This window comes from Kitasatospora sp. MBT63 (assembly GCF_000710465.2).
In the GTDB taxonomy this organism is placed as follows: domain Bacteria; phylum Actinomycetota; class Actinomycetes; order Streptomycetales; family Streptomycetaceae; genus Kitasatospora.
In genome coordinates, this window is sequence record NZ_JAIZ01000618.1 from 1 (window position 1) to 16,317 (window position 16,317).

Sequence of the window (16,317 nt, forward strand, 5' to 3'; positions counted from 1 at the left end):
CGGGGTGGCCGGTGCCGTGGGGGGGTGTGGGCAGGTACGGGGTGCCGTGGGCGGGGGTGGTGTCGGGGCCGGGGCCGTCGTGCGCGATGCCGTGCGCGGGGGTGGCCTCGTAGCCGGGGGCGCCCTGGTAGCCGGGGAGCCGGAAGTGGCCGGTGTCGTGGCCGGTGGGCTGCGGCGGTACGACGGGGTGGTTCCCGGTCCCGTACCCGGCCGGGTCGTAGCCGGGCGGCTGGTGGGCGGCGTGGTGGCCGTCGGCGGGGTGGGCGGCGCTGTAGACGCCGGTGCCCGCGGCGGTGGGCTGGTCGGGCTGGAACTGCTCGGCCTCGACCCACAGCTCGGAGTCGGCGTAGAGCGGCAGTTCGCCGGCCAGCGGGAGGTCGGCGACGGACTGCGCGACCGGCTGGGCGGGCGGCTGCCGGTCGTCGAGGTGGCCGGAACGCTGCGGCGCCACACCCGGCAGGGTGTCGCCGGGCAGGGTGTCGTCGAGCCGTCCGGCGGCGTCCCGCGCGGAGGTGTCGGGCGCGCCGGGGTCCTGGGCGGCGGCGTCCTGCGCGGCGGCCTCGGCCGCCTCGGCCTCCGCCTCCAGTTCGGCCTCGCGCTGCTCGGCGACGCTCTGGACGGCGGCCAGCACGCCCCGGTAGCCGGTGCAGCGGCAGAGGTTGCCGCACAGCGCCTGGCGGGCCTCGACGTCGCTGGGCCGGTGGTTGCGCTGGAGCAGGTCGTGGACGGCCATCGCGAGGCCCGGGGTGCAGTAGCCGCACTGGACGGCGCCGGACTCGGCGAGCGCCCGCTGGACGTCGCTGGGGCCGCCGGACTCCGACAGCCCCTCGACGGTGGCGATCTCGCTGTCGGCCGCCAGCGCGGCGGGCACCAGGCAGCCGGCCACCAGCTGGCCGTCGACCTGCACCGAGCAGGCCCCGCACTCGCCCTGCTCGCAGCCGCCCTTGGCGCCGGCCAGGCCGAGCCGCTCGCGCAGCACGTACAGCAGGCTCTCGCCGATCCAGGCGTCGGTGACGGGCCGTTCGAAGCCGTTGACGCGCAGCGTGTAGGAGGCGCACGGGCGTACGTCGCCGGCCAGCCCGGCAGGCTGCCCGGCCGGCTGCTCGATCGTCGGGTGGTCCGTCACTTCAGTGCCCTTCCCAGTGCCCGGCGGGCCAGTACGGCCACGGTACGCCGCAGCCGGACGGCGGTGGCGCTCGGCCCCTCGCCCGCGCCCTCGAGGGCGCCGTCGGGGATGCAGGCCCCCGCGACGTACTCGCCGAAGGCGGCCAGTGCGGCGGGGTCGATGGTGGTGGCGCCGTCCTCGCCGCGGGCGTCCCAGTCGATGCAGCCGGCCACCCAGGCCTCGGCCTCCAGCGGGCGCAGCGGCACCGGGGCGACGGCGCCGACGGCGCAGCGCACGGCTCGGCGGGCGGGGTCGAGGACGAGGGCGACGGAGGCGGTGGCGCGGGCCGGGCCGCTGCGGCCGGTGGACTTCAGGAAGACCTGGGGGGCGTGCAGCAGCGGCACCCGGACCCAGGTGAGCAGTTCGCCGGGGCGCAGCGGGTCGAGGCCGGTGAGCAGGTGGCTGACGGGCACCTCGCGGGTGGACCCGGCGCGGGCGAGGGTCGCGGTGGCCTCGAGCGCGGCGAGGACGGGGAGGGTGTCGCCGGTGGCGGCGGCGGTGGCGAGGTTGCCGCCGAGGGTGCCGACGTTGCGGACCTGCGGGGGGCCGGCGGTGCGGGCGGCGTCGGCGAGCGCGGGGATCAGCGCGGCGAAGTCGGGACGGTCCATCCGGGCGTGGGTGAGGCCGGCGCCGAGGACGGCGGTGCCGCCGTCCTCGTAGCGCCAGCCGCGCAGTTCGGTGATCCGGCCGAGGCCGATCAGGGCGGCGGGGCGGAGCCGGCCGGCGTTGACGGCCTCCATCAGGTCGGTGGCGCCCGCCACCGGAACCGCGCCCGGGGTGGCGGCCAGCGCCTCGACGGCCTCGTCGACCGAGGCCGGCAGCATGATCGTCCGGTTCACCAGGATTCCACCGTGCTCCACTTGCTCATCAACTGCCCGGCCCTCCCGCGGCCTCGGTCGTCCGTCGGCCGGGGACGCCCTCGGGCGGTGCGACCTGGCCCGTAGGGTACGGGCGATCGGGCCGGGTTGGGCAACTCTGGCACACAATGTTCGGTGATCATTTCCCGGGTCTCGGGCGGCCGCCGGGAATCCCGGACAAGTCAGGGCAATTGTCGGTCACCCACCGTCGACAGCCGGTCGACTGTTCACCTGATCTTGACGTCACCGGACACCCGGGGGTTCCCCGCCGCCGTCCCCCGCGCACCCTCGCGCGCGGGGGACGGGCGGCCGGGCTCAGACGGCCGGCGGCGGGCCGTCGGACGGGCGGCCGACCACCCCGGGCCGGCGCTGCCAGGGGCGGGGGCCCTCGGGGCGGCGGTACTCGACGCCGAGCGCGTCCAGGCGCCGGTAGTGGGCGGCCATCCGGCGCTGGAAGCCGGCGAAGTCGCGGGCCGCCGGGTCCCGCGGCAGGTCGGACCAGGCCACCTCGGCGAAGGCCGCCAGCCGCGGGAAGGCCCGGTAGTCGACGTCCCGGGCGTCGTCCATGAACTCGGTCCACAGGTTGGCCTGGGTGCCCAGGATGTGGGCGGCGGCCGCGTTGTCCAGCTCGGCCGGGACCGGTTCGAAGCGGTAGACGTCCTCCAGGGTGCGGACGTACCCGACCGGGATCGGCTCGTCCTCGCCGGGCGCCTGCCGGTGGTCCAGGTAGACGTACTGCTCCGGGCACATCACCACGTCGTGCCCGGCCCTGGCGGCCGCCACCCCGCCCGCGTACCCGCGCCAGGAGGACACCGCGGCGCCGGGCGCGAGGCCGCCCTCCAGGATCTCGTCCCAGCCGATCAGCCGTCGTCCGCGCTCGGCCAGCCAGCCGTCGAAGTGCCGGATGAACCAGCTCTGCAGCTCCTCCTCGTCGGCCAGCCCGAGCTCCTTGATCCGGGCCTGGGCGGCCGGGCTGGCCCGCCACTGCTCCTTGGGGCACTCGTCGCCGCCGAGGTGGACGAACCGGGACGGGAAGACCTCCAGCACCTCCTCCAGGACTCCCTCGAAGAAGCGAAGGGTCCGCTCGGAGACGTTCAGCACATTGGGGTTGATCCCCCAGTCCGTCCACACCCCGAGCGCGGCGGTGTCCACCACGTCGGTGTTGCCGAGTTCCGGGTAGGCGGCGATGGCGGCCTGCGAGTGGCCCGGCAGGTCGATCTCGGGGACGACGGTGATGTGCCGCTTGGCCGCGTACGCGACGATCTCGCGCAGGTCGTCCTTGGTGTAGTAGCCGCCGTGCGGTCGGTCGTCGCGGCGGTCGGCGGCCCGGAAGCCGACCATCGAGCGCTCCCGCCAGGCGCCGACCTCGGTGAGCCGCGGGTAGCGCTCGATCTCGATCCGCCAGCCCTGGTCGTCGGTCAGGTGCAGGTGCAGGACGTTGAGCTTGTGGGCGGCCATCAGGTCGAGGAAGCGCAGCACGTCCGACTTGGGCAGGAAGTGCCGGGAGACGTCCAGCAGGACCCCGCGCCAGCCGAACCGGGGCGCGTCCTCGATCGAGACGCTCGGGACCCGCCACGGCTCGCCGGTGATCGGCGCCCGGCGGAACGCGGCCGGGCCGAGCAGCTGGCGGAAGGTCTGCGCGGCGTAGAACAGGCCGGGCCGCCCGCCTCCGGCGAGCCGGGCGCCGTACACGTCGACGGTGATCCGGTAGGCCTCACGGCCGCGCTCGGCGCGCAGCCGCTCGTCGAGGACCAGGGTGACCGAGTCCGCGGACCGGTTCGCCTGCTCCGGCGTGCAGGCGTCGAGGGTGAAGCCGGTCGCGGCGGAGAGCTCGGAACGCAGCCAGCGGGCCACGCCCTGGGCGCCCTGGTCGGCGCCGATCCGGGTGGTCGGCCGGAGCTGGAACGTCCACTCGTGGGGCTCCCACTCGTCGACGTGGTTCGGGGCGGGGATGAGATCCATGCGGCTCATCCTGCCCCGCCACCACCCGAGTGGCATAGACCAATGTCCGGGCCGGTCGGCCCGGGCCCGGCAGCCGGCCGGGCTCAGCCCTGGTTGTCGTCGCCGCCCTTGGGGGTGCCGAGTCCCTCGAAGATCTCCTTGCACATCGGGCAGACCGGGTACTTCTTCGGGTCGCGGCCCGGGACCCAGACCTTGCCGCAGAGCGCCACCACGGGGCTGCCGGAGAGCGCGCTCTCCATGATCTTGTCCTTCTGGACGTAGTGCGCGAAGCGCTCGTGGTCGCCGTCGCCGTGCGACACCTGGGGGACGGGCTCGACCAGGGTGCCGGTGCCGAGGCCGCGCTCGGGCTCAAGAGTGCTCATGGGTGCCAATTCTATGGCGGCCGCCGGGAACCGGGCCAGTACCGCCCCGGCGGGCCCCGGGAGCGGGCTCGCGGCCTAGTTCAGCGTCGGGTTGTCCGGGTACGTGGCGAGCATCGCCAGCGGGCCGCGCTGGCGGCGCAGCACCGAGCGCCAGAGCCGGTCCGGGTCGGGGCAGGAGACGTCGCCGGGCTCGCAGTCGGCGAGGTACCAGGCGCCGTCCGCGATCTCCGCCTCCAGCTGGCCGGGCGACCAGCCCGCGTAGCCGGCGAACACCCGCAGCGCCCCGAGTTCGCCCGCCAGCACCTCCGGCGGGGCCTCCAGATCGACCAGCCCGATGGCGCCGTGCACCCGGCGCCAGCCGAGCGGTTCGGCGTGACCCTCCTCACCCGGGACGACCGCGATGGCGAGCGCCGAGTCGAGCGCGACCGGCCCGCCCTGGAAGATCACCGACGGCTGTCCGGTCAGCTCCGCCCAGGCGTCCAGGACCGCGGCGACCTCCACCGGGGTCGGCCGGTTCAGCACCACGCCGAGCGCGCCCTGCGGGTCGTGGTCGAGGAGAAGCACCACGGTACGGGCGAAGTTGGGGTCGGTGAGGACCGGGGTCGCGACGAGCAGTCGGCCGGTGTGCGTGGGGGCCGGTGTCATGCCAGACATGATTCCGCAGCCGGGCCGGGGAAGGGCGTCCAACACGGAACCTCCGCGAACCGCTTCCCCACCCGTTCGGCCCAGTCGGCAGCCCGCCGGAGGCCGCCCGGGAGCATGATCACCAAAGGGACACACGGGAACCAATCGCCCGCCTACTACCATCTACGTTTGGTGGTGCGCATTTCGCGGGTGGAACCCGTCCCACAGCGGTCCCAGAAGCCCGCCGCCTCCGCCCTGTCCTCCCCCCGGCACCCGGATTGCGAGAACGATGATCGACGACGTCCTGCTGGTCCACGGCGGTAATCCGCTCGAAGGCGAGATCCAGATCCGTGGTGCGAAGAACCTGGTCCCCAAGGCCATGGTCGCCGCGCTGCTCGGCCAGGGCCCCAGCAGGCTGCGCAACGTCCCCGACATCCGTGATGTCAAGGTGGTGCGCGGCCTGCTCCAGCTGCACGGGGTGACCGTGCGGACCGGCGACGAGGACGGCGAGCTGATCCTCGACCCCTCGCACGTGGAGAGCGCCAACGTCGCCGACATCGACGCGCACGCCGGCTCCTCGCGCATCCCGATCCTGTTCTGCGGCCCGCTGCTGCACCGGCTCGGCCACGCGTTCATCCCGGGCCTGGGCGGCTGCGACATCGGCGGCCGGCCGGTCGACTTCCACTTCGAGGTGCTGCGCCAGTTCGGCGCGCAGATCGAGAAGCACCCGCAGGGCACCTACCTGGTCGCCCCGCAGCGGCTGCGCGGCACCAAGATCGAGCTGCCGTTCCCCTCGGTCGGCGCGACCGAGCAGGTGCTGCTCACCGCCGTCCTCGCCGAGGGCGTCACCGAGCTGCGCAACGCGGCCATCGAGCCGGAGATCGTCGACCTGATCTGCGTGCTGCAGAAGATGGGCGCGATCATCTCGATGGGCACCGACCGCACCATCCTGATCACCGGTGTGGACGAGCTCGGCGGCTACAACCACCGCGCCCTGCCGGACCGCCTCGAGGCGGCCTCCTGGGCCTGCGCGGCGCTGGCCACCAAGGGCGACATCTACGTCCGCGGCGCCCGCCAGCTGGAGATGATGACCTTCCTGAACACCTTCCGGAAGGTCGGCGGCGCCTTCGAGGTGGACGACGAAGGCATCCGGTTCTGGCACCCGGGCGGCGAGCTCAAGGCGATCGCCCTGGAGACCGACGTGCACCCCGGCTTCCAGACCGACTGGCAGCAGCCGCTGGTGGTCGCGCTCACCCAGGCCAACGGCCTGTCCATCGTGCACGAGACGGTGTACGAGTCGCGGCTCGGCTTCACCGGCGCGCTGAACCAGATGGGCGCCCACATCCAGCTGTACCGCGAGTGCCTGGGCGGCACCCCGTGCCGCTTCGGCGCCCGCAACTTCAAGCACTCGGCGGTCGTCTCCGGCCCGTCCAAGCTGCTCGGCGGCGAGCTGGTCATCCCGGACCTGCGCGGCGGCTTCTCGTACCTGATCGCGGCGCTGGCGGCCGAGGGCACCTCGACCGTGCACGGCATCGACCTGATCAACCGCGGCTACGAGAACTTCATGTCCAAGCTGCGCGACCTCGGGGCGCACGTCGAGCTGCCCAGCGAGGAGCTGGTCGCGACCGCCTGACGGCCCGCACCACGCACTGTGGCCGGTCCCCCGCGGGGGACCGGCCACAGTGCGTTCGGCGTGGCTCCGAGGAGCCCCGCGTCACTTGCCCTTGGCGGCTTCCTTGAGCTTCGAGCCGGCGCTGACCTTGACGCTGTAACCGGCCGGGATCTGGATCGGGTCGCCGGTCTGCGGGTTGCGGGCGGTGCGGGCGGCGCGGAGGGTGCGCTCGAAGGTCAGGAAACCGGGGATGGTGACCTTCTCGTCGCCCTTGGCGACGACCTCGCCGGTGATCTCGGCGAAGGCGGCCAGCACGGCGTCGGCGTCCTTGCGGGTCACCTCGGCGCGCTCGGCCAGCGCGGCCACCAGCTCACTGCGGTTCATGTGTACTCCTGTGGTCTGTTGCTCTGCTGCGGGCAAGGGCCCGCCGATGCCCGCCAGGGGCACCCGGGGGGCCGTCGCTCCGCACACTGTGCTCATTCAGGCGATAGGTGGTCAGGGGCCGGGCTCGCACCCCAAAGCGCCGCAAACTGCCCGCCTGGGAACGAATCCTGCCCCGACCGGCACTGAGAAAGCCAATCGGGCATTGGCGGGGTTGACCCGAACAGCGCCCGCCCCACGGAGTTGTGACGCTCCGTCGGCTCCGGGTGACCCGGTGCGGGCGGCGGTCGGGACGACTCGCCGAGATGCCTGAGGGGACGTTCCGTACTTGTCGGACACGCCGCCCCATGCAGGGCTACCGTACGCCCTGGCACCGACAAGCCCAAACACGCCCCTGCCCTTGTGTCGCAAGGGCTCGGGGCGCGCGGGGACGGTCAGGTGCGCCAATCGGACATTTGACCGATCGCCGGCGGCCTCCCGGTCAGAGCCGGACCGCCGGGAAAGCGGCCGTGTCGAGGGTGCCCACGATGCCGGCGGTGGGCCTCGACGGGGCCGGCTCCTCGCCGCCCCGGGCGGCCAGCGCGGCGTCCCGGACGGCCGCCGCGACGGTCTTGGCGACGTCGGGGTGGAAGACGCTCGGGATGATGTAGTTCGGGTTCAGCTGGTCGTCCGCGACGGTGGTGGCCAGCGCCCGGGCGGCGGCCAGCATCATCTCGGTGTTCACGGTGTGGCTCTGGGCGTCCAGCAGGCCACGGAAGACGCCCGGGAAGACCAGCACGTTGTTGATCTGGTTCGGGAAGTCGCTGCGGCCGGTGGCGACCACCGCGGCGGTCTGCCGGGCGACGGCCGGGTCGACCTCGGGGTCCGGGTTGGCGAGCGCGAAGACGATCGCGTTCTCGGCCATGGTGGCCAGGTCGTCGCCGTCCAGCACGTTCGGGGCCGAGACGCCGATGAAGACGTCGGCGCCCGCCACGGCCTCCTTGAGGCTGCCGGTGCGGCCCGAGCGGTTGGTGTGCTCGGCGATCCACCGCAGGCTGTCGTTGAGGTCGTCACGGCCCTGGTGGACCACGCCGCGGACGTCCGCCACGGTGGCGTGCTCCACGCCCGCGGCCAGCAGCAGCTTGAGGATCGCGGTGCCGGCCGCGCCCGCGCCCGACATCACCACCCGGATGTCGGAGATCTCCTTGCCGACCACCTTGAGCGCGTTGGTGAGCGCCGCCAGCACCACGATCGCGGTGCCGTGCTGGTCGTCGTGGAAGACCGGGATGTCCAGCGCCTCGCGCAGCCGGGCCTCGATCTCGAAGCAGCGCGGCGCCGAGATGTCCTCCAGGTTGATGCCGGCGAAGCCCGGGGCGATGGCCTTGACGATCGCCACGATCTCGTCGGCGTCCTGGGTGTCCAGGCAGATCGGCCAGGCGTCGATCCCGGCGAACCGCTTGAACAGCGCCGCCTTGCCCTCCATCACCGGCAGCGCGGCCTTCGGGCCGATGTTGCCCAGGCCCAGCACGGCGGAGCCGTCGGTGACCACGGCGACGCTGTTGCGCTTGATGGTCAGGCGGCGGGCGTCCTCGGGGTTCTCGGCGATGGCCATGCAGACCCGCGCCACGCCCGGGGTGTAGATCATGCTCAGGTCGTCACGGTTGCGGATCGGCAGCTTCGAGGACATCTCGATCTTGCCGCCGAGGTGCATCAGGAAGGTCCGGTCGGAGACCTTGCCGATGGTCACGCCGTCGATCGCGCGCAGCTTCTCGACGATCTCCTCGCCGTGCGCCACCGAGAAGGCCGCCACCGTCACGTCGATCCGCAGCGCCTCCAGCCCGGAGGCGGTGACGTCGAGACCGGTGACCGAGCCGCCGGAGGACTCGACGGCGGTGGTGATCGAGCTCACCGCGTTGCCCGTGGCCGGAACCTCCAGCCGCACCGTGATCGAGTTCGAGACACTGGGCACCGTCGCCATCGACGTCCTTCTTCCGTCCGTGATCGGGGCTCTGGGGCTGCGACTTCAACATAATGTTGAATGGCGCGCCCTGCGCATGCTAGACCTCGATCGTCGCACCTACCAGTGGGTACCCAGAAATAAGGTTCCGCCACTGTGCACAGTCCACAAACGGGCCCCGGCCGTCCTGGGCACCCGTCCGAAAAACTGCCGCGGCCACCTTGGATCCCCGGGCCGATGCGTTACATTGGACGGGACACCGGCTCGATCCAAGCCCCCGGGCCCAACCTTCGTCGCTACGAGCGACCACTTGCCGCGAGGCGAGCATGGCGGGTCGGTGTCATTACTCGTGGCGAAGGCCCCCACCTGCCGGTGGGGGCCTTCGCCGTCTCCGGGACCGCTCAGCCGTGCAGCAGGGCGGGCACCCCGGCCGCGTCCGGCAGGTCGTCCGGGCCGGAGAGCACCGTCAGCCGCTGGGTGGCCCGGGTCAGCGCCACGTACAGCACCCGCAGGCCCGCCTCCGACTCGCCCGCGATACCGGTCGGATCGGCGACCACCGTGGCGTCGTACTCGAGGCCCTTGGCCTCCAGGCTGCCCAGCGCCACCACCCGGCCGCCCAGGCCCTCGGCCCAGCCCGCCGCCTCGGCCCGGCGGTCCATCGGGACCACCACCGCCACCGTGCCGTCCACCTCGTCCAGCAGCCGCACCAGCTCGGCCCGCGCGGCGGCCGCGAAGGCCTCCGGCGCCCGGTCGGTGACGGCCGCGAACCGCGGCTTGACCCCGGTCGAGCGGACCGCGCTCGGCGACGGCGTGCCGGGCGCGGCCAGCGCCAGCACCTTGGCCGCCACCTCGGCGATCTCCGCCGGGTTGCGGTAGTTCACCGTCAGGGTGTGCCGGCGCCGCGGCTTGCCCGCCAGGATCTCGTCGAGCGCGGCCTGCGCCTCCTGCGGGTGCGGCCAGGAGCTCTGCGCCGGATCGCCGACGATGGTCCAGGTCGCCATCCGGGCCCGGCGGCCGATCATCCGCCACTGCATCGGAGTGAGGTCCTGGGCCTCGTCCACGATGATGTGCGCGTACTCGCGGCGCTCCACCGGGACCGCGGCGCGCTGCCGGGACATCCGGTCGGCGTAGGTGGTGACCTCGTCCAGACCGCTCAGCAGGTCCACCGCGTCCACCTCCCGGACCTTCGGCCGGGCCGGCTCGCCGAGCAGCAGCTGCAGCTCGTCCACCAGCGCCACGTCGTGCGCCGACAGCGGGCCGCGGCCCTGGTCGTCCAGGTGCCGCCAGGAGCCCGCCAGCAGCCGGGCCTCCTCCGGGGTGACCGCCCGGCGGGCGATCCGGTTCACGTGCCGGGACTGCCGCATGGTGGCCAGCACCTGGCGCGGGGTGACCGCCGGCCACCAGGCGTCCAGGAACGCCAGGAACGGCGCCTCGTCCGACACGTACTCGTCGAAGGACTCCCGCTCCTCCTGCCGCTGCTCCCGCTCGGCGTGGCTGACCGGCTTCGGCAGGTGCCGCACCGCGACCGACCAGAGCGCGTCCAGCAGCAGCCGGCGGGCGCGCGGGCGCAGCAGGTTCAGCGGCGTGCCGCCGCTGCCCAGCACGTTGCCGCGGACCGCCCGCAGCCGCCCGGCGTCCAGCCGCAGCGCCTGGCCGCGGGCGAACACCCGCAGCTCGGCCGGCTCGTTCAGCTCCAGCGCCGCCCGGGCCGCCCGGCGCAGCAGCTGCACCATCCGCGACGAGCCCTTGACCCGGGCCGCCTCCGGCGTGTCGTACCGCTCGGCCTCGATCCCGTCGACCAGGCTGCCGACCGCCCGGATCGCGACCTGGCCCTCCTCGCCGAGCGAGGGCAGCACGCCCTCGGTGTACGAGACCAGCAGCGCGGTCGGGCTGACCACCAGGATGCCCTCGGCGTACCGGCGGCGGTCCTGGTAGAGCAGGAACGCGGCCCGGTGCAGCGCGACGGCCGTCTTCCCGGTGCCCGGACCGCCGGTGACCAGCGTGGCACCGGCCGCGGCGGCCCGGATGACCTCGTCCTGCTCCTTCTGGATCGAGGAGACGATGTCGCGCATCGAGTGGCTGCGGGCGCGGCCGAGCGAGGCCATCAGCGCACCGTCGCCGACCACCGCCAGCTCGCGGCCGTCCAGGGTGGGGGTGAGATCGGGGCGCAGCAGGTCGTCCTCGACCCCGATCACCTTGCGGCCCTTGGAGCGGATCACCCGGCGGCGGACCACCCGGCCCGGCTCCAGCGGGGTGGCCCGGTAGAACGGCGCCGCGGCCGGGGCCCGCCAGTCGATGACCAGCGGGCCGAACTCGGCGTCGAGCACGCCGAGCCGCCCGATGTGCAGGGTCTCCGCGACGGCCGGGTCGGCCGGGTCCATCGGGGTCTGCGACGGGATGCCGTGCTCCTCCGGGGCGTCCGCCTGCTGCAGGTCGATCCGGCCGAACAGGAAGTCCTCGAACTCGCTGTTCAGCCGGTGCAGGTGCGCGCCGGCCCGGTAGACCTGGGCGTCCCGCTCCGCGAGCGCGCCGGGGGTGCCGACCTGCACGCGCTTGGCGGCGTCCTCGAGGATGTACTCGGCCTCGGCGAGCTTCTCCTCCAGGCGGTGGTAGACGGTGTCGAGGTGCTGCTGCTCCTCCGCGATCTCACGGTCGCGGACCGTGTCTTGCTGGGTGGTGGTACTGCTGTGGTGCTGGGCTGAGCCGTGCGCGCCCAAGGAGCCCCCTGAGGTACGTCCTGCGGGTGGTGAGGGAGACCGCCTCCACGAGAAGGCGGACGGATGATCCTACGCCCTCCCCCGCCCCTGCCCCCAGCCCGCACCCGTGACCTCCCCCAGCGGCACCACCCCCGGGGGCGCGGGGAACTGCGCGGGCTCGGAAGGTACCGGCCCGCACTCTCCCGACTTCGCGCAGTTCCCCGTGCCCCTGAGGAGTACCCGCCCGCGCCCCTGGAGGAGTGGCCGCCCGCATTCCCGGGGGGTGCCGGCAGGCGTCAGGCGGCGCCGTACTTCTCCCCCAGGTCGGTGACCGGGTCCAGGGCGAGGCGGTAGCCGCGCTTGACGACGGTGGTGATCAGGCCGGGCGTGCCGAGGGCGGTCCGCAGCCGGGCCATCGCGCTCTCCACCGCGTGCTCGTCCTCCCCGCTGCCCGGCAGGGCCCTGAGCAGGTCGGCCCGCGACACCACCCAGCCCGGCCGCTGCGCCAGCACCCGCAGCAGCGCCATCCCCGCGGGCGGCACCGGCCGCAGCTCCCCGTCGACCAGCGCCGCCTGCCCCCGCAGCTCCAGCCGGCGACCGGCCACCGCCAGGCCGCGGGAGCGCCGGGGCAGCTCGGCGGTGAGGGCCTGCACCATCGCGCCGAGCCGCATCCGCTCGGGCCAGATCGCCGGTACGTCGGCCTCGTCCAGCGGGGCCGCGGTGACCGGCCCGACGCAGACCGGCAGTACCTCGCGCCGCAGGGCGTGCAGCAGTTCGCCGGTCCGGCCGCGTTCGGCGGCGCGCTCCAGCAGGCTCAGCACGGCCGGGGCGCTGGTGAAGGTGACGGCGTCCAGGGCGCCGCCGCAGCAGGCGTCCAGGAGCCGGTCGAGCGGGGCCGGGTCGACCGGCGGCAGCCAGCGGTAGACCGGGACCTCCACCACGTCCGCGCCGGCCGCGGTGAGCGAGTCGACGAAGCCGCGCAGCGGTGCGCCGTGCAGCTGGACGGCGATCCGGCGCCCGTCGACACCCTGCTCCAGCAGGTGGGCGAGGACCTCGGCGGAGGATTCGGACTCCGGTGACCACTGCTCGCGCAGTCCGGCGGCCCGGATCGCGCCCTTGGCCTTGGGGCCGCGGGCGAGCACCTCGGCCTTGCCGAGGCGGGCGGTCAGGTCGTCGCCGAGGCCCCAGCCCTCCGCGGCCTCGATCCAGCCGCGGAAGCCGATGCCGGTGGTGGCGACGGCGATGTCGGGCGGATCGTTGACCAGGGTGCGGGTGGCGGCGAGCAGTTCGGTGTCGTCGGAGAGCGGGACGATCCGCAGGGCGGGCCCGCGCAGGACGGCGGCGCCGCGGCGCTGGAGCAGCGCGGCGAGTTCGTCGGCGCGGCGGGCCGCGGTGATGCCGATGGTGAAGCCCGCCAGCGGGGGCACCGGATCGGCGGGCTGACGGTCGGTCTGGTCGGCCATGGCGTGCGGTCCTTCGGTGGTGCGCCCCGCGGCCGTCGCGGGCCGCGGGGTGGGGGTGGGTGGACGGCCATCGTCGCGGGCGGGCGTCACGCTCCCGGGTCGTCCGGGTGTCGGTGGTGTTTCACGATCGTTCCCGGCCCGGGTGCGGCCGGGTGGTCAGACCCCGGCCAGGGCGGGGGCGCCGGCGGCGGCCGTGGCTCCGCGGGGGCGGCGCAGGTAGACCGTCCGGGTGAGGGCGGCGCAGACCGCGTACGCGGCCAGGAAGGACAGGAAGGCCGGGGTTCCGGTCCCCACGGTCAGGAAGGACTGCCGGAACGCGAGGTTGATCAGCAGGCCGCCGAGCGCCCCGACGGCGCCGATCACGCCGATCGCCGCGCCGGACATCCGCCGCGAACGGGCGGCGGCGAGCTCGGGGTCCGCGCCGGCCGCGATCCGGTTCCGGGCCTCGGCCTCGAAGATGCCCGGGATCATCTTGTAGGTGGAGCCGTTGCCGATCCCCGCGAAGACGAACAGGGCGATGAACCCGGTCAGGAAGACCGGCAGCGAGCGTTCGGCGGAGGCGTAGGTGACCAGGCCGGTGGCGGCGGCCATCGCGGCGAAGTTCCAGAAGGTGATCCGGGCGCCGCCCCAGCGGTCGGCGAGCCGGCCGCCGAGCGGGCGGATCAGCGAGCCGAGCAGCGGACCGATGAAGGTGAGCTGGGCGGCCTGCAGCGGGGTGCGGCCGAACTGGTTCTGCAGGACCAGCCCGAAGGCGAAGGAGAAGCCGATGAACGAGCCGAAGGTGCCGATGTAGAGCACCGACATCAGCCAGGTGTGCTTCTCCCGGACGACCGCCGCCAGTGCCCCGCTGTCGCCGCGCATCGGGGCCAGGTTGTCCATGCCCAGCGCCGCGCAGGTGGCCGCGACGATGATCAGCGGCAGGTAGATGCCGAGCACCAGCCGGGGGTGGCCGGCCCCGGCCCAGGTGATGACGGCGAGGGCGACCAGCTGGATCACCGGTACGCCGATGTTCCCGCCGCCGGCGTTCAGCCCGAGCGCCCAGCCCTTGCGGCGCAGCGGGAAGAACGCGTTGATGTTGGTCATGGAGGAGGCGAAGTTGCCGCCGCCGAGTCCGGTCAGGGCTGCCACCAGCAGGAAGGTGGCGTAGGAGGTCCCCGGGTGCATGACGTACGCCGCGGCCAGCGTCGGCAGGAGCAGGAGCAGGGCGGAGACCACCGTCCAGTTCCGGCCGCCGAAACGCGCGACTGCGACGGTGTAGGGGATCCGGACGAATGCGCCGACCAGGGTCGGCATCGCGACCAGGAAGAACTTCCCGGCCGGGTCGATGTGGTAGCCCTTGCCCATGAAGAGCACCATCACCGACCACAGGCTCCAGATCGAGAAGCCGATGTGCTCGGAGAGGATGGAGAGGATCAGGTTGCGGTTGGCGATCCGCCTGCCGGATTCCTCCCAGAATTCCGTGGACTCCGGTTCCCACCGCTGGATCCAGCGGCCGCCGGTTCTGTGCTGCCGTGCCGTGTCCGCACTCATCGGGTGACTCCTCCGCCTGCCGGGTGGCTCTGTGGTCCCGACGGTAGGAGTCCGGGGTTTCGGCGGGGTTGTGCGCTGTGAAGCCGGCGGAACGGTCCACTCACCGGGGCGGCCGGGCCGGTGTGAGGGCGGTGCGGGCGCGGCACGGGGGCGGGCCGGGGGCGGCGCTGCGCCCGGCCCGGAACGCACGAAAGCCGCCTTCCGGAGTGGAAGGCGGCCTGCATGCACATGGGGTGGTGGAGATGCCGGGAATCGAACCCGGGTCCAGTGCAGCGGATTCAGGACTTCTCCGAGCGCAGTCCGCTGTGATTTTCTCGGCCCTGGCAGTCACGCGGACAAGCCGCCAACAGGCCCAGCTGCTGTTTGATTTCCCATCCGCCCTCGCAGCCCGGGCGGACGGTTGAGTTCCCTAAATTATGCCAGGATCCGGGTCGGGAACTTCCCGGGCTGACACCCATTCACTCTGGCAGACTAGGCTGCGAGAGCGAACTGCTGGGAATCGCGCTTAGAGTTGGCGATTATTTTTTTGCGACAGATGGTTAACGAGATCATTGCCGCGTTCCTCGGCTCGCTTCTCCTGTTTCGACCAACACTGTCGAAACCGATCATCCCCATGTTGATTTGAAAAACAGCTCCGGCGGGCGGACCCTCCGGTGATGCTCGGCCCATAGTACGCGCTGTGACCGACGAGGGTCCAGCAGATTAACGCTGGCGACGGCGCGCGGCGGCCACCGCACGGTCGGACTCGCGCCGGTCCTGCTGCTCACGCAGGGTCTGGCGCTTGTCGTACAGCTTCTTGCCGACCGCCAGGGCGATCTCCAGCTTCGCCCGGCCGTCCTTGAAGTACAGCGAGAGCGGTACCAGGGTGTGACCGGTCTCCCGCACCTTGGACTCGATCTTGCGGATCTCCAGCTTGTGCAGCAGCAGCTTGCGCTTGCGCCGCGCCGAGTGGTTGGTCCAGGTCCCCTGGGTGTACTCGGGGATGAAGAGGTTGTCGACCCACGCCTCCCCGCCCTGGATGTACGCGTACCCGTCGACCAGGTTGGCCCGCCCCTCGCGGAGCGACTTCACCTCCGTACCGGTCAGCACCATGCCGCACTCGTAGGTGTCGAGGATGGTGTACTCATGCCGCGCCTTCTTGTTCTGCGCGACCAGCTTGTGTCCCTTTTCCTTTGCCATAGCGCCGATCATTCTCGCATCCCGGCGCCACCGTCGGCAGCCCCTTTAGCCGGGGGCGCCCTGCCGTGTCCCCAGACCGGCCAGCACCCGCAGGGCCAGCGCCGCCGGATCGTCGGCCGGCTGGGCTGGGACGTCGGGCACCACGCCGGTACCGTCCGGCGAGCGTCCCGAGGGGGTGGCGTAGCGGCCGACGGTCAGCTCCAGCACCGAGCCGTCCGCGAGCCGGCTGGGCTGCTGCACGGTGCCCTTGCCGAAGGTCCGGCCGCCCACCAGGACGGCCCGGCAGCGGTCCTGCAGGGCGCCCGCCAGCAGCTCGGCGGCGCTCATGGTGCCGCCGTCGACCAGCACCACCAGCGGGGTCACGGTGTCGCCGCCGGGGGCGGCGGTCAGCTCGCGGTCCTCGCCGCGCGCCTGGTAGGACGCCACCGGCCCGCCGTCCAGGAACAGCGAGGCGGTGGCCACCGCCTCCTCCACCAGGCCGCCGGAGTTGCCGCGCAGGTCCAGCACCACCGCGCGGGCGCCGCGCACGGCCTCCCGCACCTGGCCGGAC

12 protein-coding genes, 1 other RNA gene and 1 pseudogene are annotated in these 16,317 nt (G+C 73.3%); 1 reads left to right on the forward strand and 13 read right to left on the reverse strand.

The window, feature by feature from the left end:
- Positions 1 to 592 precede the first annotated feature (592 nt).
- From AA75_RS52650 to AA75_RS32120, 5 genes and pseudogenes are all read right to left on the reverse strand, one after another.
- A pseudogene (locus tag AA75_RS52650) lies at positions 593 to 1,054 on the reverse strand ((2Fe-2S)-binding protein); the annotation flags it as partial.
- 68 nt (positions 1,055 to 1,122) lie between these two features.
- Positions 1,123 to 1,989, reverse strand: a complete 867-nt coding sequence (locus AA75_RS52655; RefSeq protein ID WP_051813871.1) for a xanthine dehydrogenase family protein subunit M — start codon at positions 1,987 to 1,989, stop codon at positions 1,123 to 1,125.
- Positions 1,990 to 2,337: 348 nt separating this feature from the next.
- The gene (locus AA75_RS32110; protein ID WP_149038502.1) at positions 2,338 to 3,984 is read right to left on the reverse strand and encodes a beta-N-acetylhexosaminidase; all 1,647 of its coding nucleotides are present in this window, start codon (positions 3,982 to 3,984) and stop codon (positions 2,338 to 2,340) included.
- 83 nt (positions 3,985 to 4,067) lie between these two features.
- The gene (locus AA75_RS32115; protein WP_033823860.1) at positions 4,068 to 4,346 is read right to left on the reverse strand and encodes a DUF3039 domain-containing protein; all 279 of its coding nucleotides are present in this window, start codon (positions 4,344 to 4,346) and stop codon (positions 4,068 to 4,070) included.
- Between the two features lie 75 nt (positions 4,347 to 4,421).
- Positions 4,422 to 5,000: a YqgE/AlgH family protein gene (locus AA75_RS32120; protein WP_033823861.1), complete on the reverse strand. Its 579-nt coding sequence runs from the start codon at positions 4,998 to 5,000 to the stop codon at positions 4,422 to 4,424.
- A 259-nt stretch (positions 5,001 to 5,259) separates the two neighbouring features.
- On the opposite strand from AA75_RS32120, the gene murA reads away from it, so the two are divergent.
- The gene (gene murA / locus AA75_RS32125; RefSeq protein WP_033823862.1) at positions 5,260 to 6,603 is read left to right on the forward strand and encodes a UDP-N-acetylglucosamine 1-carboxyvinyltransferase; all 1,344 of its coding nucleotides are present in this window, start codon (positions 5,260 to 5,262) and stop codon (positions 6,601 to 6,603) included.
- An 81-nt stretch (positions 6,604 to 6,684) separates the two neighbouring features.
- On the opposite strand, the gene AA75_RS32130 is transcribed toward murA, so the two are convergent.
- From AA75_RS32130 to AA75_RS32160, 8 genes are all read right to left on the reverse strand, one after another.
- A complete protein-coding gene (locus AA75_RS32130; RefSeq protein ID WP_033823863.1) occupies positions 6,685 to 6,966 on the reverse strand; it encodes an HU family DNA-binding protein in 282 nt (93 codons plus the stop codon).
- 478 nt (positions 6,967 to 7,444) lie between these two features.
- Positions 7,445 to 8,920: an NAD-dependent malic enzyme gene (locus AA75_RS32135; RefSeq protein ID WP_033823864.1), complete on the reverse strand. Its 1,476-nt coding sequence runs from the start codon at positions 8,918 to 8,920 to the stop codon at positions 7,445 to 7,447.
- Between the two features lie 380 nt (positions 8,921 to 9,300).
- Positions 9,301 to 11,616 (reverse strand): UvrD-helicase domain-containing protein, encoded by a 2,316-nt coding sequence (locus tag AA75_RS32140; protein ID WP_033823865.1) that lies wholly within the window; start codon positions 11,614 to 11,616, stop codon positions 9,301 to 9,303.
- A 275-nt stretch (positions 11,617 to 11,891) separates the two neighbouring features.
- Positions 11,892 to 13,058, reverse strand: coding sequence for a uroporphyrinogen-III synthase (locus tag AA75_RS32145; protein WP_033823866.1), 1,167 nt, complete (start codon positions 13,056 to 13,058; stop codon positions 11,892 to 11,894).
- Positions 13,059 to 13,214: 156 nt separating this feature from the next.
- Positions 13,215 to 14,588: a NarK/NasA family nitrate transporter gene (locus AA75_RS32150; RefSeq protein WP_033823867.1), complete on the reverse strand. Its 1,374-nt coding sequence runs from the start codon at positions 14,586 to 14,588 to the stop codon at positions 13,215 to 13,217.
- A gap of 234 nt (positions 14,589 to 14,822) precedes the next feature.
- Positions 14,823 to 15,201, reverse strand: a transfer-messenger RNA (tmRNA) gene (ssrA, locus tag AA75_RS44915).
- A gap of 89 nt (positions 15,202 to 15,290) precedes the next feature.
- The gene (gene smpB / locus AA75_RS32155) at positions 15,291 to 15,767 is read right to left on the reverse strand and encodes an SsrA-binding protein SmpB (protein WP_033823868.1); all 477 of its coding nucleotides are present in this window, start codon (positions 15,765 to 15,767) and stop codon (positions 15,291 to 15,293) included.
- A 45-nt stretch (positions 15,768 to 15,812) separates the two neighbouring features.
- On the reverse strand, positions 15,813 to 16,317 hold a 505-nt coding region (locus tag AA75_RS32160; protein WP_033823869.1), incomplete at its 5' end, for a S41 family peptidase.

Excerpts from the sequence above, each read along its gene's own strand:
- AA75_RS52655 (WP_051813871.1), bottom strand. The coding sequence starts at position 1,989 with ATGCTGCCGGCCTCGGTCGACGAGGCCGTCGAGGCGCTGGCCGCCACC.
- AA75_RS32110 (WP_149038502.1), bottom strand. The coding sequence starts at position 3,984 with ATGGATCTCATCCCCGCCCCGAACCACGTCGACGAGTGGGAGCCCCAC.
- AA75_RS32115 (WP_033823860.1), bottom strand. The coding sequence starts at position 4,346 with ATGAGCACTCTTGAGCCCGAGCGCGGCCTCGGCACCGGCACCCTGGTC.
- AA75_RS32120 (WP_033823861.1), bottom strand. The coding sequence starts at position 5,000 with ATGTCTGGCATGACACCGGCCCCCACGCACACCGGCCGACTGCTCGTC.
- murA (WP_033823862.1), top strand. The coding sequence starts at position 5,260 with ATGATCGACGACGTCCTGCTGGTCCACGGCGGTAATCCGCTCGAAGGC.
- AA75_RS32130 (WP_033823863.1), bottom strand. The coding sequence starts at position 6,966 with ATGAACCGCAGTGAGCTGGTGGCCGCGCTGGCCGAGCGCGCCGAGGTG.
- AA75_RS32135 (WP_033823864.1), bottom strand. The coding sequence starts at position 8,920 with ATGGCGACGGTGCCCAGTGTCTCGAACTCGATCACGGTGCGGCTGGAG.
- AA75_RS32145 (WP_033823866.1), bottom strand. The coding sequence starts at position 13,058 with ATGGCCGACCAGACCGACCGTCAGCCCGCCGATCCGGTGCCCCCGCTG.
- AA75_RS32150 (WP_033823867.1), bottom strand. The coding sequence starts at position 14,588 with ATGAGTGCGGACACGGCACGGCAGCACAGAACCGGCGGCCGCTGGATC.
- smpB (WP_033823868.1), bottom strand. The coding sequence starts at position 15,767 with ATGGCAAAGGAAAAGGGACACAAGCTGGTCGCGCAGAACAAGAAGGCG.